The organism is Streptomyces sp. NBC_00104, from assembly GCF_045160825.1.
GTDB lineage: Bacteria > Actinomycetota > Actinomycetes > Streptomycetales > Streptomycetaceae > Streptomyces.
Map to the genome: position 1 here is coordinate 6,486,325 of NZ_CP108215.1, position 14,648 is coordinate 6,500,972.

The 14,648-nt window shown below is 72.8% G+C and carries 11 protein-coding genes; 6 read left to right on the forward strand and 5 right to left on the reverse strand.

Annotated features, from left to right (window positions below; all coding sequences use genetic code 11):
* Positions 1-31: 31 nt before the first annotated feature.
* Positions 32-1,870 (reverse strand): phosphatidylglycerol lysyltransferase domain-containing protein, encoded by a 1,839-nt coding sequence (locus OG272_RS28555; protein WP_327728340.1) that lies wholly within the window; start codon positions 1,868-1,870, stop codon positions 32-34.
* Positions 1,871-2,063: 193 nt separating this feature from the next.
* Between OG272_RS28555 and OG272_RS28560 the strand changes: the two genes are divergently transcribed.
* Together OG272_RS28560 and OG272_RS28565 are read left to right on the forward strand one after the other, a co-directional pair.
* Positions 2,064-3,188: an alpha/beta hydrolase-fold protein gene (locus OG272_RS28560; protein WP_327728339.1), complete on the forward strand. Its 1,125-nt coding sequence runs from the start codon at positions 2,064-2,066 to the stop codon at positions 3,186-3,188.
* 358 nt (positions 3,189-3,546) lie between these two features.
* Entirely contained in the window at positions 3,547-5,577 is a 2,031-nt protein-coding gene (locus OG272_RS28565) for a hypothetical protein (protein ID WP_405895170.1), read from the forward strand.
* 282 nt (positions 5,578-5,859) lie between these two features.
* Here the strand turns inward: OG272_RS28565 and OG272_RS28570 are convergent, their stop codons facing one another.
* Together OG272_RS28570 and OG272_RS28575 are read right to left on the reverse strand one after the other, a co-directional pair.
* On the reverse strand, positions 5,860-7,149 hold the full coding sequence (locus tag OG272_RS28570) for a PH domain-containing protein (RefSeq protein WP_405896088.1): 1,290 nt from the start codon (positions 7,147-7,149) through the stop codon (positions 5,860-5,862).
* A gap of 497 nt (positions 7,150-7,646) precedes the next feature.
* Positions 7,647-8,153 carry a PH domain-containing protein gene (locus tag OG272_RS28575; protein ID WP_327728336.1) on the reverse strand — a complete coding sequence of 169 codons (507 nt, stop codon included), beginning with the start codon at positions 8,151-8,153 and terminating at the stop codon, positions 7,647-7,649.
* A gap of 31 nt (positions 8,154-8,184) precedes the next feature.
* Here OG272_RS28575 and OG272_RS28580 point away from each other — a divergent pair, with 31 nt between their 5' ends.
* On the forward strand, positions 8,185-9,345 hold the full coding sequence (locus OG272_RS28580; RefSeq protein WP_326579361.1) for an NADH-quinone oxidoreductase subunit D: 1,161 nt from the start codon (positions 8,185-8,187) through the stop codon (positions 9,343-9,345).
* Positions 9,346-9,421: 76 nt separating this feature from the next.
* On the opposite strand, the gene OG272_RS28585 is transcribed toward OG272_RS28580, so the two are convergent.
* The gene (locus OG272_RS28585; protein ID WP_405895171.1) at positions 9,422-10,435 is read right to left on the reverse strand and encodes an SAM-dependent methyltransferase; all 1,014 of its coding nucleotides are present in this window, start codon (positions 10,433-10,435) and stop codon (positions 9,422-9,424) included.
* A gap of 208 nt (positions 10,436-10,643) precedes the next feature.
* Here OG272_RS28585 and OG272_RS28590 point away from each other — a divergent pair, with 208 nt between their 5' ends.
* The 3 genes from OG272_RS28590 to OG272_RS28600 all read left to right on the forward strand — a co-directional run bounded on the left by OG272_RS28590 (position 10,644) and on the right by OG272_RS28600 (position 13,301).
* Positions 10,644-11,846: a sensor histidine kinase gene (locus OG272_RS28590; protein WP_326579357.1), complete on the forward strand. Its 1,203-nt coding sequence runs from the start codon at positions 10,644-10,646 to the stop codon at positions 11,844-11,846.
* A gap of 69 nt (positions 11,847-11,915) precedes the next feature.
* The gene (locus OG272_RS28595; RefSeq protein WP_326579355.1) at positions 11,916-12,587 is read left to right on the forward strand and encodes a response regulator transcription factor; all 672 of its coding nucleotides are present in this window, start codon (positions 11,916-11,918) and stop codon (positions 12,585-12,587) included.
* Between the two features lie 81 nt (positions 12,588-12,668).
* On the forward strand, positions 12,669-13,301 hold the full coding sequence (locus OG272_RS28600) for an AAA family ATPase (RefSeq protein WP_327728334.1): 633 nt from the start codon (positions 12,669-12,671) through the stop codon (positions 13,299-13,301).
* A 110-nt stretch (positions 13,302-13,411) separates the two neighbouring features.
* Here the strand turns inward: OG272_RS28600 and OG272_RS28605 are convergent, their stop codons facing one another.
* A complete protein-coding gene (locus tag OG272_RS28605) occupies positions 13,412-14,629 on the reverse strand; it encodes a threonine aldolase family protein (protein ID WP_405895172.1) in 1,218 nt (405 codons plus the stop codon).
* Positions 14,630-14,648 lie beyond the last annotated feature (19 nt).

A 14,648-nucleotide genomic window follows, 5' to 3' on the forward strand; every position in this document is an offset into this window, starting at 1 on the left:
CCCCGCGTCCTACGGTGTCCCCCGCGGAGCGTTACGCGGCGTTGCCCGCGGAGCGCACCGCGTGCGCGCACGGCGCCGGGGCCTTCGCACGGCGGCGCAGGACGCGGGGCAGCGCGAGGGTGACGAAGCCCTCGGCCTGCATCGCCGCGAGGCCGATGCGGGGCAGGTCGCGGGAGGTCGCGTAGACGACGAAGCGCGGCTCCCACCGCGGGCGGAACTTCGCGTTGAACTTGTACAGCGACTCGATCTGGAACCAGCGGGAGAGGAAGACCAGCAGCCCGCGCCAGGCGCGCAGCACCGGTCCCGCGCCGATCTTCTCGCCGCGCGCCAGGGCCGAGCGGAACATCGCGAAGTTCAGGGACACCTGCTTCACGCCCAGGCGGGGAGCGGCCTGGAGGGCCGCGACGATGAGGAGTTCGTTCATACCGGGGTCCGCGGCGCGGTCGCGGCGCATCAGGTCCAGGGAGGCGCCGTCGGGGCCCCAGGGCACGAAGTGGAGCACGGCCTTCAGGTCGCCGTACGGGCCCGGGACCTCGTCGGCCTTGTGGGCGGTGGCGATGAGGCAGTCGCCGTCGGCCGGGTCGCCGACGCGGCCGAGCGCCATGGAGAAGCCGCGCTCGGTGTCGGTGCCGCGCCAGTCCTCGGCGGCGCGCCGGATCCGGTCCAGCTCCGCCTCGCCGAGGTCACGGACGCGCCGTACCCGGGTCTCGTAACCGAGCCGCTCGATGCGCTTCACCATCTGGCGCACGTTGCGCATCGCGCGCCCGGCGAGGGAGAAATCCGAGACGTCCACCACCGCCTCGTCGCCCAGTTCCAGGGCGTCGAGGCCGGTCTCCCGGGTCCAGACCTCCGCGCCCGTCTCCGAGCAGCCCATGACGGCCGGGGTCCAGGAGTGGGCCTTCGCCTCGTCCATGAAGCGCTCGATCGCGCCGGGCCAGGCCTCGACGTCGCCGATCGGGTCGCCGCTGGCGAGCATCACACCGGAGACGACGCGGTACGTCACCGCCGCCTTGCCGCTCGGGGAGAAGACGACGGCCTTGTCGCGGCGGAGCGCGAAGTGGCCGAGGGAGTCGCGGCCGCCGTGCTTGTCGAGCAGGGCGCGCAGCCGTACCTCGTCGTCGTCGGTGAGGCGGGCCGCCGGGTGTTCGGGGCGGAAGGCCAGGTAGACCGTGGTGATGGCGGTCAGCAGACCGAGGGCGCCGAGGGAGAAGGCCACCGTCCAGGACGTGTTGCCGGCGTAGTCGACCGGGCCCTCGAAGCCGAACAGGCCGTAGATGACGTGTTCGAGCCGGTCGGCGAGGCTCGGGTCGCCGACCATGCGCCCGGGGTGGGCGCTGACGACGAGCAGGCCGAGCATGATCGAACCGGCGCCCATCAGGACGAAGTTGGCGAGGGCGCGCCAGCGGCTGGTCGGGTCGGGCAGGGCGCGGAACTCGTCACGGTGGCGCAGCAGCAGGACGAGCAGCGCCAGCGAGACGAGGACGCCGACGACCGAGTGACGGTACGTGAACTGGGCGATCGCCCCGGCCGGGAGCAGGATCACGGCCGCGCGCCAGGCCCGCCGTTTTCGCCGGCGCAGGCCGTGGGCGAGGAGGAGCAGCAGGACGCCGGCGCTCAGGGAGAGGGCCGCCGCGAACGGTCCGAGCGCGCCGGGGAGCACCTCGGCCAGCGCGTGCATACGACTGTTCCGGAAGCGGGGGAACACGCCCGCGGCGATGTCCACGAGCCCGACGAGCGTGCAGGCCCTGGCGACCAGGGCGGGTACCGCCTCGGGGCGCGGCCCGCGCAGCGCGCCGCGCACGACGCCGTATCCGCGCCGACCGGCGTTCGAGTGGAGTCGGCCCGACCGGACCGGAACCCCACCCGACATTTCCCCATCTGTCCTGACAGACATCGCATCCCGTGGTTCTGCGAGAGAGCTTGGATCCGGTGCCTTTTCCGGCATCCGGCGACATTGCGCCCTCTAGGACGGTGACTTGAGGGCGGAGGTTCACTCTCCATCGGAAAGCTGAACCAAAGGACAAGGAAAGACAAGGAAAGAAAGGGCGGCGGGGGACAACCCGATGGGTCTTACGAGTAACAAGGTGCTGGCGTTGGTGGTGTTGTCCGCCGTGCTGCTGTTCATCGGCACGGTGTGGCTGTGGCCGAGGCTGGCACGTCGCGGCTGGCGGGCGGTCGGCGGCCGGATCGTGGTCCTGCTGGCCACGCAGGTCGCCGTCTTCGCGTCGGTCGGCCTCGCCGCGAACCAGGCCTTCGGGTTCTACGCCAGCTGGGCCGACCTCCTCGGCCGGGAGAACGGCCAGGGCGTGGTCGTCGACCACGACGGCGCCGACACCGGCGGGCCGTTGCGGGTCGTCGACACCCAGCAGGTGAACGTGGCCGGCGGCGCCCGCCCCACCATCGGCGGCCAGATCCAGAAGGTCGAGATCGTCGGCCGTACGACACGGATCGCGAGCCCGGCGTACGTGTATCTGCCGCCGGAGTACTTCCAGCCCGAGTACCGCACCCGCACCTTCCCCGCGGCCGTCGTCCTCACCGGCTACCCGGGCACGGCCGAGGCGCTCGTCAAGGGCCTCCACTTTCCGCAGACGGCACACAAGTTGGCCCGCGACGGCAAGGCGCAGCCGATGATCCTGGTCATGCTGCGGCCGACCGTGGCGCCGCCGCGCGACACCGAGTGCGTGGACGTCCCGGGCGGGCCGCGGACCGAGTCGTTCTTCGCCGAGGACCTGCCGGACGCCGTGGGTCACCACTACCGGGTCGGGAAGAAGCCCGGGAGCTGGGGGATCATCGGCGACTCGACCGGCGGCTACTGTGCGCTGAAACTCGCCATGCACCACCCCCGGGTGTACGCCGCCGGCGCGGGCCTCTCGCCGTACTACAAGGCGCCGCTCGACGCCACGACCGGCGATCTCTTCCAGGGGAACAGGACGCTGCGGAACGAGGCGGACCTCTTCTGGTATCTGAGGCACCGGCCGGCGCCGGACACCTCTCTGCTGGTCACCAGCAGCAAACAGGGGGAGACCAACTACAGGAACACGCTCGAGTTCATCGAGTTGGCGAAAGAGAAGCGGCCGACCCGGATCTCGTCGATCATCCTCGACAGCGGCGGGCACAACTTCAACACGTGGCGGCGCGAGATCCCGGCGACTCTGCAGTGGATCAGCGGGCGGTTGAGCGACCGGTGAGTGCGGGTGGCGAGGGCGACCGCCGAGTGTGAGCGGAGTGCGACCGCTGAGTGCCGACGGTGCGTGCCGTCCGTGCGTGCCGTCCGTGCGTGCCGTCCGTGCTGCCCGTGCGTGCGACTGCTGAGGGGTCTGTCGGCGGCGCGGCAATTCGTGGAATTCCCCCGTCTGGGGAAAGAGGCAGATGTGGCCAAGGCGTATCTGGATTCCCTCGGCTTGATCCAGTAGAGGAGTCGCCGGTGGGTGCCTTGGTGCCCTGGCCGTGAGGGAGCTTGTGAGGGCTTGTGAGAGGTGAGAGGGGCGGCTGAGTTTTTACGGCCCGGGGCACCATCATTCGCCTACGCGCGGTAAGTTTCTGGCCATGCCACGTGGACGTCACCGCCATTCACCACCTCTGCACAGGCTGCTGCCCCCCACGGCGATCGCAGGCGTCTCGCTCGTCTGCGCCCTCGGGCCCTGGGTGTTCACCGAGCCGTCGGTGCTCCGGGTCACCGCCGCCCTCGCCGCGGCGACCGCGGCCGTGGGCGCGGCGGTCATGCGCCGCTGGGACGTGGAGGCAGGCAAACGCGTCGCCGACCTCACGCGTGCGCGGGCGAGCGACGAGTGGCGTCACGAGGAGAAGGTCGCCGAGGTGGAGACCGACCTCGAGGAGTCGCGCGAGCTGCGCACCAAGCTGGAGCACAAGCTCCGGGCCAAGCGTGCGGAACTGGCCAACCTCCGCAACGAGCACGCCGCGCTGCTGCGCCGCTACGCCACCGCCGAGACCGAGCGGGCCAGCGCCCTGGAGGGCCGCCGCCTGCTGGAGATCGAGGCGACCGTTCCCGAGGGGGCGCGGGAGTTGGAGGCGGCCGGTTCGGACGCGGGTGCGGGTGCGGGTGCGGGTGACGGCGAGGGTGACGAGGCCACCGCGGTGGCCCAGGCTTCGCCGGTGCCGCCGCAGGGGGTTCCCTCACCGGGGGCGCCCTGGGCTTCGTGGGAGACGGCTTCCAAGGCTGCGGCCGAGGCGGCGAAGGCGGGGAAGACGGGGAAGGGCGAAGCCGGGGGTGCCTCGGCCGACGCCGACGCCGATGCCGACGCCGATGCCGATCCCGACGCCGACGGGGGTGCTTCTGCCGAGGGTGACGTCGACGGTGGTGCCTCGGCCGAGGCCGAGGGCTCCGGGGCGAAGGGGTCGGCCTCTTCGGTGTTCTCGCCGGCCGGTTCCTCGCTCTTCCTGCGCGCGAACTCGGCGTTGGACCGGATCATCACCCAGCGGGGCTCGGTGGAGGGTTCGAGGGAGACCGGGGCCGGGGCTGCGAGCGAGGGTGCGGCCGAGGCCGGTGGCGACGGGGTGGTCGCCCAGGCCGAGGCCGAGGCCGAGGCTGAGCCCGGGGCTGACGGTGAGTTCGCGGCTGGATCCGAGACGGAGACGGAGACGGAGACGGAGACCGAGACGGAGACCGAGACCGAGATCGGGATCGGGATCGGGACCGCGTCGGGGTTTGTGCCCGAGCCCGAGCCCGAGTTCGGGGTTGCGGACGAGGCCGGTGCTGGTGCCGATGCCGTAGTCGAGTCCGAAGTGGCCGGTGCCGAGGAAGCGAGCGTGTCCTCGGACTCCGAGGTCGAGGGCGAGTTCGCCGACGACTTCGCAGACGGCTCCGGTGACGACCCCGTGGACGACGCCGTCGACGTACAGGTCGATCAGGTCGATGAGCCGGGCGAGACGTCCGTCGCCGAGCCGGACTCCGCCGAGTCCGCCGAGGCGACCGCCAAGGGCCAGGCACCGAAGGGTGGTTCCCCCAAGGGCCCTTCTCCCAAGGGTGACCCGGACGGGCCGACGGACGGGGGCACTCGGCAGGGACGTTCCGCCGAGGCGGCGGAGGAGCCGGTTCCGGTGCTCACCGCCGAGGAGGACGACGCGCTGGGGAAGTCTGTGGCGGCCCGTGGTCATGAGCGCGCGGCCGCCGGTCCCGTACCCGCGGTCTCCGCTCCGACACGGTCGACGGGGGTGGGCGAGCTGACGCGGGTGGAGCCGTCGGGGCGCGCGGGGCACGTGCGGCAGGCGGAGCAGGCCGCTCCGGCGCCGATGCCCGCACTCCCGCCGGCGGGTCACTTCACGGTGCCCACGGCCGTGGCCGTGGTTCCTGCCGCGCCGCAGCGGCGGGCGGCCGTCGAGGGAGGGTTCGACTTCTTCGGTACGCAGAAGGGTGCGGACGCCCTGGAGGCCGTGCAGAACGAGGACCTCGCCGACGTGATCGGCCAGGAGGCCCTCGCGCTGCACAAGGCCGAGTCCGAGGCCCGGTTCAAGCGCCCCGACGAGGCATCCCGAGGCGTCGGCCAGGTCATCGACCTCACCGCCCACGACGAGACGGAACAGATCGACGTACAGGGCCTGCGCACGGCAGCGTCCTAGCCACGGGCGGCCGGTACAGCCGGCCGTCCCGGCCGTCCCGGCCACCGCGGGCAGTCGTGCCGCTGGGGCGATGGGGGCACCTCCCGCTCGAACGAAGCCGAGAGTGGGCGAGGGTGGGCGCGGCGGCACCCCGCAAGCGCCGGTGAGCGAAACCGCCCTCCGCCCAGCCGAAGCCGCCGGGCGCCCACGCCACCCCGACCACCGGGCGCCCACGCCACCCCGACCACCGGGCGCCCACGCCCCATCCCGGCCCCCGCACCGACGCAGCCCACCCCCCCGGCGCTACACCATCCACCGATCCGGCAGAGCCTCACGCCGCCCCGTCCGCGACCGTTCCGCCTGCGCACGCAGCAGCTCAGCCGCCTCCCCGGCGTCCCTCAGCCGCGCGGTCACGGTCTTGTTGGCGCCGGTGTCGACATGCACGTCGGCGAGACCCTTGGACCGCTGCCAGGGCCCCTGCGACAGCCGTACGCTCTGCACCTTCGCGTGCGGCACGAGATCGAGCCGGCGCCGCAGCAGCCCGTGCCGCGCCGCGAACACCGTGTCGCTGACGGCGAGCCCGTACCCCCGCCACCACAGCGGCACGCACCACCGCGCCCGCCCCGGCGGCCGTACGAGAGCCGCCGCGTCCGGCACGGCCACCCCCGGCAGCACACGCGCTATCACCGACTCGGCCACCTCGCGCGGCGCGACCGGTACGAGGACGGAGTTCGAGGAACCGGCCACGTCCAGCTCGACGCGGACCCACCCGCGGCGCCGCCACAGCAGCGGTTCGACGACGCGGACGGTCTGCACGCGGCCGGGCGGGACCGTTTCGTGGGCCCGGTCGAGGAGCCCGTGGTCGATGCGGAGCCCGTCGGGGGAGTCGCCGACCGTCCAGTCGTACTCCGCGACGAACCGCCCCACACTGCTCGCCCCGGCCGCGCCGAGCAGCGGCAGCGCGGTCGCGAGGACGGTCCACACGCTCTCCGTGACGAACCACAGCACGGACGGTACGACGACCGCGGCCACCAGGGTCGCCCAGGTCGCGCCGGTCAGGACGAGGGACATGGCCAGCACGCCGGCCGGGACCTTCAGAAGCCGCCGTACGGGCGCCTCGCCGACCTCGTGCGCGGTCTCCGGCGCGAAACCGGCCGCGCGGGCGAGGAGTTCGGCCCGCAGGGCGCCGGCGTGCGCCTCGCCGAGGTAGGCCAGCTCGTCCTTCTTGTCGGTGCCGACGACGTCGAGTCTGAGTTTCGCCACGCCCGCGATCCGGGCCAGCAGTGGGCGGGTGACGTCGATGGCCTGAATGCGCTCCAGGCGGATGTGGGCGGTACGGCGGAACAACAGGCCGGTACGGATGCGCAGTTCGCTGTCGGTCACCGCGAAGTGGGTGAACCACCAGGTCAGGAAGCCGTACAGGGCGGCGGCCGGGATGAACACACCGAGCCCGATCAGCAGGGTCGTCGTGTCGAGCCGCATCAGGTTCCGCTGCGCCCCGTCCGGATCGTGCACGGCCCACCCGATCAACACCGCCACCGGCGCCCAGGCCCGCCGCAGCGGCGTCACCGGATGCAGCCGATGCTCGACCACCGGCTTCTCACCCGTCCCGCCGTCGTCCTCGGCGCCCGCATCACCCGTCCCGCCGCGGCTCTCGGCGTCCGCCTCCGTTGTCCCGCCGTCGTTCTCGGCGTCCGCCTCACCCCGCCCGCTGCCGTTCTCGGCGTCCGCTTCCGCTGTCCCGCCGTCGTTCTCGGCGCTCGCCTCACCCCGCCCGCCGTGGTCCTCGGCGTCCGCCTTCGCTGTCCCGCCGTCGTTCTCGGCGTCCGCCTCCGCTGTCCCGCCGCGGCGCTCGGCGTCCGCCTCACCCGTCCCGCCGTCGTCCTCGGCGTCCGCCTTCGCAGTACCGCCGCCGTTCTCGGCCACGGAGGCCGATGCGGAGGCCCCCACCTCCGCCTTCCCGCCCGGCCCGGCCCCGGCCTCCGGCACCCCGCCCAGCCCGCTCACCGCCGCGGGCTCCGGCTCGCGCTCGGCCCCGTCCCCCGGCCTCTCCGCTTGTACCGCGTCGTCCGCTTCCTGCGCCGACACCGTCACAGCCCTGCCGATCGGGCCTCGCCCAGTTGCGTGAGGCGGTCGCGGAGGCGTTCGGCCTCGGCCGGGTCGAGACCGGGGATGCGGGCGTCCGTGGCGGCGGCGGCCGTGCGCAGCTGCACGCTCGCCAGGTTGAAGTGCCGCTCGACGGGCCCGGACTCCACCTCGACCAGCTGCATACGCCCGTACGGCACGACGGTCTCCTCCCGCCAGAGCACACCCCGGCTGATCAACAGGTCGTCCGCCCTTTCGGCGTACCGCCATGACCGCCAGTTCCGGCCCAGCATCGGCCAGCCCCACAGCAGCAGGCCGAGGGGCAGCAGCGCGAAGGCCGCCCACACCGGCTCCGCCAGCCAGCCCAGCAGTACCGCCGTACCGACGGTGATCGGCCCCAGCCACAACACCAGCAACAGCCGCCTCATCCGCAACAGCCCGGGCGGCAGTCCGGTCCAGACCGGCTCGCCCTCGGCGCGCTCGGCGCCGTCTTCCAAGGTCCCCGTCTCCATTACGCCAGCGTACGTACGACAGACTGTGTCCATGACTCCCCCGACGGAGACCCGAGAGACGACGGTCGGTATCGGCGGTGCCGCCGAGAGCACGGACATGGTGCTCAACATCGGCCCGCAGCATCCGTCCACGCACGGTGTGCTGCGGCTGCGGCTCGTCCTCGACGGCGAGCGCATCCGGCACGCCGAGCCGGTCATCGGCTATATGCACCGGGGCGCGGAGAAGCTCTTCGAGGCGCGTGACTACCGCCAGATCATCATGCTCGCCAACCGCCACGACTGGCTCTCCGCCTTCTCCAACGAACTCGGCGTCGTCCTCGGCGTCGAACGCATGCTGGGCATGGAGGTCCCCGAGCGCGCGGTCTGGATGCGTACGCTCCTCGCCGAGCTGAACCGGGTCCTCAACCACCTGATGTTCCTCGGCTCGTACCCGCTGGAGCTCGGCGGCATCACCCCGGTCTTCTACGCCTTCCGGGAGCGCGAGGAGCTCCAGAGCGTCATGGAGGAGATCTCCGGCGGGCGCATGCACTACATGTTCAACCGGGTCGGCGGCCTCAAGGAGGACCTCCCGGCGGGCTGGACCGCACGCGCGCGGGCGGCCGTCGCGGACGTCCGCTCCCGCATGGGTGTCTTCGACGACCTCGTCCTCGGCAACGAGATCTTCCGGGGCCGCACCCGGAACGTGGGCGTCCTCTCCCCGGAGGCCGTGCACGCGTACGGCGTCAGCGGCCCGATCGCCCGTGCCTCCGGCGTCGACTTCGACCTGCGGCGCGACGAGCCGTACCTCGCGTACGGCGACCTGCAGGACGTCCTGAAGGTCGTCACCCGTGACGAGGGCGACTGCCTCGCCCGCTTCGAGTGCCTCCTGGAACAGACCCACAACGCGCTCGCCCTCGCCGACGCCTGCCTCGACCGCCTCGCCGACCTCCCGCCGGGCCCCATCAACCAGCGCCTCCCGAAGGTCCTCAAGGCCCCCGAGGGCCACACCTACGCCTGGACCGAGAACCCCCTCGGCATCAACGGCTACTACCTGGTCAGCAAGGGCGAGAAGACCCCCTACCGCCTGAAGCTCCGCTCCGCCTCGTACAACAACATCCAGGCCCTCACCGAACTCCTGCCGGGCACCCTGGTGGCCGACATGGTGGCGATCCTGGGCTCGCTGTTCTTCGTGGTGGGGGACATCGACAAGTAGGACGGCCGTGAGGGCGTGAGGGCGTGAGGGCGTGACGGCCTGGATGGGCTGGACGGCCTGGGCCCCGTCGTTCGGCTCATGCCGGTGAGCGGGGCAGCGGGTCCGGAATCCCCACCGTCTGCAGCAGCCAGCCGAAGTCGCCCAGTCCGCCCGGCGCGGTCAGTTCGGCGGCCTCGCCCGCGCCCGCGAGGGCCCGTACGTACGCGACCGGGTCGGTGGTCGCGAGGGACAGCGGCGGACGGCCGGCGCCGACCCCCAGGGCGCGCAGGGCCTCCCGCTGGGTGAGCAGCCGTGCCCCCGGCAGCGCGCACGCGTCCAGTGCCACATGGGCGGTGATGTCGCACGACCCGTCCGGGACCGGCGAGGTCTCCCGCCCCTTCCGGAACCCCGTGAGCGTCCCGAAGGGCGGCCGGGAGCCGACGAGGTGAGCGTAGTCCACGGCGACGGCGAGTCCCCGCTCGACACCCGCCACGGCGGCGGCCCACGCCCGGTCCCTCGGCAGCCCGACCTCGGCCCGCAGCCCCTCCTCGGGGGCCAACGGCCACCACCGGCCCAGCCATCGCGCCTCCTCCCCGCCGACGGCCTCCCCGAGCCGCTCGCTCCCGTCCTGCCGTACGAGGACCAGCCGGGCCACACCCGCCGCGTCCACCTCGACGACCTCCACGGGCACGTTGTCCAGCCACTCGTTGGCGAACAGCAGCCCGGCGATCCCCTTCGGCGGTTCGGCGAGCCACTCGATGCGGTGATCGAGACCGGGTGGCCGCTCGGCCAGCTCGACGGCGTACGCGCGCGTGCGGGACGACACCTCGGCGGGGAGCGCGTCCAGCACCCCGCTCACCAGCTCCCCCCGCCCGGCCCCCATGTCGACGAACCCCAGCTCGCCCGGCCGTCCCAACGCCTCGTCCACCCGGCACAGCAACCGCGCCACGGCGGAGGCGAAGAGCGGGGAGGCGTGCACGGAGGTCCGGAAGTGCGAGGCGGGCCCCTCCGGCCTCCGGTAGAAGCCCTCGGGGCCGTACAGGGCTTCTCGCGTCGCGGCGCGCCAACACCGCCACGCCTTCGCCCCTTCACGGGCGCGGGGGTGTGACATGTGCGGCTCCGCCGTGTGGGCGTGACCGGCCGTGATGGACCCGCAGCCGCACGACGAGAGGTCCCCCCGAGCTCCCAGGCGATCCGTCATCACGCCAGGCTAAGCGGAACGGGGAGGGCGGCCTCCACCTTGGGGAGTACGTGGCCCGGTCACGGATCGGCCCTCCGGTTGACCCCGGCACACCGCCCGCTTCCCTACGCTGGGTTACGTGCAGCGCCTCTATGACTTCCTCCGCCGGCACCCGACATGGGTCGACAGCTTCTGGGCCGTCGTCCTGCTCGGGATGACCCTCGTCGGCGGAGCGATCGCCACGGACTACGCGAACGACATGAACGACACCGCGTTCGTGGTGATCTCGCTCGCGCTCAGTCTGTCGATCGCCCTGCGGCGCCGTATGCCCGAGAAGATGCTGATGCTGGCCGCCGCGGCGGGCTTCGCGCAGCTGATCCTCGACGTGCCGAGAATCCCGGCCGACTTCGCGATGCTCGTGGTCATCTACACGGTCGCGGCGAACGGCGCCCGCTGGGCCTCCTGGTTCGCCCTGGGCGGCGGCCTCTGCGCGGCGTCACTGGCGCAGCTGCGCTGGACCGAGGATCAGGTGAGCACGCTGGGGAACGCGGTGCTCGCGGTCGTCCTGACCGTGCCCTTCGCCCTGGCGTGGGTGCTCGGCGACTCCCTGCGCACCCGCCGCGCGTACTTCGCGCAGCTGGAGGAGCGTGCCGCCCGGCTGGAGAAGGAGCGCGAGGCACAGGCCAAGGTCGCGGTCGCCGCCGAGCGTGCCCGGATCGCCCGGGAACTGCACGACGTCGTCGCGCACAACGTCTCCGTGATGGTCGTCCAGGCCGACGGCGCCGCGTATGTCCTCGACGCCGCCCCCGACCAGGCGAAGAAGGCCCTGGAGACCATCTCCTCCACCGGCCGCCAGGCCCTCGCCGAGATGCGCCGTCTGCTCGGCGTGCTGCGCACCGGTGAGCACAAGGAGGTCGGCGAGTACGTCCCGCAGCCCGATGTCGAACAGATCGACGACCTCGTCGAGCAGTGCCGGGTGGCCGGCCTGCCCGTGGACTTCAAGATCGAGGGCACCCCGCGGCCGCTGCCCAGCGGTGTGGAGCTGACGGCGTACCGCATCGTCCAGGAGGCCCTCACCAACACCCGCAAGCACGGTGGCCCGAACACCGGTGCGAGCGTCCGGCTGGTCTACTTCGACGACGGCCTCGGCCTGCTCGTCGAGGACGACGGCAAGGGCGCGCCCCACGAGCTGTACGAGGAGGGCGGCGCCGACGGTCAGGGGCACGGCCTCATCGGTATGCGTGAGCGCGTCGGTATGGTCGGCGGCACGCTGGACGCGGGTCCCCGCCCCGGCGGCGGCTTCCGGATCAGCGCCCTGCTGCCCCTGAAGCCCGCACACTGACACGGTCATGCCACTCGCTGGCATCTGTAGACCCGCTGTAGACCTGCTGTGGACACGGAAGAGGACCCGATGGCGATCCGCGTAATGCTCGTCGACGACCAGGTGCTGCTGCGCACCGGGTTCCGGATGGTGCTGGCAGCCCAGCCGGACATGGAGGTCGTGGCGGAGGCGGGCGACGGCGTCGAGGCCCTGCTGGTCGCACGGTCGACCGAGGTGGACGTGGTCCTCATGGACGTCCGTATGCCGAAGCTGGACGGCGTCGAGGCCACCCGCCGCATCTGCGCGGAGCCCGACCCGCCCAAGGTGCTCATCCTGACCACCTTCGACCTCGACGAGTACGCCTTCTCCGGGCTGAAGGCGGGCGCCTCCGGCTTCATGCTCAAGGACGTGCCGCCCGGCGAGCTGCTGGCCGCGATCCGTGCCGTGCACAGCGGCGACGCCGTCGTCGCGCCCTCCACCACCCGGCGCCTGCTCGACCGGTTCGCCCCGATGCTCCCGAGCACCGGCACGGAACCGAAGCACAAGGAGCTGGAGCGCCTCACCGAGCGCGAGCGCGAGGTCATGATCCTCGTCGCCCAGGGCCTGTCCAACGGCGAGATCGCCGCCCGTCTCGTCCTCTCCGAGGCCACGGTCAAGACCCACGTCGGCCGCATCCTCACCAAGCTGGGCCTGCGCGACCGCGTCCAGGTGGTGGTCCTGGCGTACGAGACGGGGTTGGTCCGGGCGGGAGGGCAGGGCTGAGGCCCCCCGGGGCCCACCGGTCCCGGCCGAGCCACAGGAGAGCGTGACTCCGGCGTCATCACGGCGCACTAGGGTGCCCGCATGCTCCTGTGGATCAACGGCCCCTTCGGGGGCGGCAAAACACAGACTGCGCACGAGATCCAACGGCGGCTGCCGGGCAGCGTCATCTGCGATCCCGAGCACCCGGGCTTCGGGCTGCACCGCATGCTGCCGCCCGAACTGCGAGGCGACTTCCAGGATCTGGCGGCCTGGCGGCAGGGCGTGGTCGAGGTCCTGGACCTCGCCCTCACCGAGCGGGACGGCGTGGTGATCGCCCCCATGACGGTCACCGATCCCGGCCACTTCGCGGAGACCGTCGAACGCCTGCGCGAACTCGGCCACGACGTACGCCACTTCACGCTCCTCGCCCGGCGCGAGACCGTGCTGAAGCGGCTCCGCGAACGCGGCTTCGGGCACCTCCTGCAGTACGTCGCCGGGAAGAACGCCCCGCTCCGCCGGGAGAGCTGGGCCGTCGAACAACTCGACCACTGCCTGGAACGGCTGCGGGAACCGGAGTTCGCCGAGCACCTGTGGACCGACCACTCGACCGTGCCCAGGACGGCCGACCGCATCGCCGTTCTGGCCGGCCTCCGGCTGCGGCCGAACAACGAGGGCGCGCTGCGGACCCGGCTGCGACAGGCGGCGGTCGGCGTACGGCACATCCGGTTCGACTGACGTCCCCGGTCCCGGTCCCGGCCCCGGTGGGCGGCCGGCCCCCTGCCCGAGCAGCCGTCCGGGACGTCGTTCTTCCCGCGCACGCCGCAAGCCGCCAACCCATCCGGCACCTATGCGCCCGCGACCTTCTCCACCAGCGCCACGAAGTCCGCCACGGCCCTCCGCACGTCCGCCGCCGTCCACTCCAGCGCGGCGGCCCGTACCTCGATCTCCGTGACGGCCAGCCCCGGCCCGCCCCGGTCCCAAGGGCGGGCGAAGAGCAGCGCGTTCGTCTGCTCGCCCTGGCGGACCGCGGCCTCGGCGACGACGTCGACCTCGTACGGCAGCCAGACCTGGAACTCGTTGGTGTGCGGCTCCTCGGGGTGCACCCGGGCCCACGGCACCCCCGCCGCGGCGAAGCCCTCGCGCAGCCCGGCGGCGACCACGCGCGCGTGGCGGACGTACTCCGGCAGCCGGGGCAGCTCGCGCTCCAGGCCGACGAGGGCGGACAGGGCGGTGGGGAACTGCTGGAAGAGCTGGCCGCCGTACCGGTGCCGCCAGGCCTTCGCCTCGTCGATCAGGGCCCTGGGGCCGGCGATCGCGGCACCACCGTAGGCGCCGAGGGACTTGTAGTACGAGACGTAGACGCTGTCGGCGAGGCCCGCGATCTCGTCCACGGGGCGACCGAAGTGGGTGGCGGACTCCCACAGGCGGGCCCCGTCGAAGTGGACCACCGCGTCCCGCTCGCGCGCCGCCTCGGTGACCTCCGTCAGCTCCTCCCAGGAGGGGAGTACGAAACCGGCCTCCCTGAGGGGCAGTTCGAGCATCAGCGCGCCGAAGGGCTCGTCGAAGCCGCGTACCTCGTCGGCGGTCGGCAGCCGTGGCTCGCTCGTCAGCCGGACCGGGCGCAACCCGCTGACCTGGCTGAACGCATGCCGCTCGTACATCTCGGGGTGGGCGAGCGCGTGCAGGGCGACGGTCGGGTTCCCGGTGCGGGCCGCCCAGCAGCGCAGGGCCACCTGCTGGGCCATCGTGCCGGTCGGGAAGAACGCGGCGGCCTCCATGCCGAGCAGCGCTGCGGTCCGCTCCTCCAGGGCCTCGACGACCCCGTTGCCGTACATGTCGGCCGTCTCGTCCAGGTCGTACACGTCCCCGGCCGAGTCCAGCAGCGCCAGCCGCTCCCGGAGCGTCGCCAGCGCGCTCGTCCGCGCCAGCACCCGCTCGGCCGCCCGATGGGCGGCCTGCCGCCGCTTGTACCGCAGAGCCGTCGGGGACTCCTCGGATGCTTCCTCTGCGGCGGTCGTCTCCGCCGTCTCCGCCGTCTCCGCCGTCTCCGCCGTTTCGCTCATCCCGGGATCATCCCCCGGC

Excerpts from the sequence above, each read along its gene's own strand:
- OG272_RS28555 (WP_327728340.1), bottom strand. The coding sequence starts at position 1,870 with ATGTCGGGTGGGGTTCCGGTCCGGTCGGGCCGACTCCACTCGAACGCC.
- OG272_RS28560 (WP_327728339.1), top strand. The coding sequence starts at position 2,064 with ATGGGTCTTACGAGTAACAAGGTGCTGGCGTTGGTGGTGTTGTCCGCC.
- OG272_RS28565 (WP_405895170.1), top strand. The coding sequence starts at position 3,547 with ATGCCACGTGGACGTCACCGCCATTCACCACCTCTGCACAGGCTGCTG.
- OG272_RS28575 (WP_327728336.1), bottom strand. The coding sequence starts at position 8,153 with ATGGAGACGGGGACCTTGGAAGACGGCGCCGAGCGCGCCGAGGGCGAG.
- OG272_RS28580 (WP_326579361.1), top strand. The coding sequence starts at position 8,185 with ATGACTCCCCCGACGGAGACCCGAGAGACGACGGTCGGTATCGGCGGT.
- OG272_RS28585 (WP_405895171.1), bottom strand. The coding sequence starts at position 10,435 with ATGTCACACCCCCGCGCCCGTGAAGGGGCGAAGGCGTGGCGGTGTTGG.
- OG272_RS28595 (WP_326579355.1), top strand. The coding sequence starts at position 11,916 with ATGGCGATCCGCGTAATGCTCGTCGACGACCAGGTGCTGCTGCGCACC.
- OG272_RS28600 (WP_327728334.1), top strand. The coding sequence starts at position 12,669 with ATGCTCCTGTGGATCAACGGCCCCTTCGGGGGCGGCAAAACACAGACT.
- OG272_RS28605 (WP_405895172.1), bottom strand. The coding sequence starts at position 14,629 with ATGAGCGAAACGGCGGAGACGGCGGAGACGGCGGAGACGGCGGAGACG.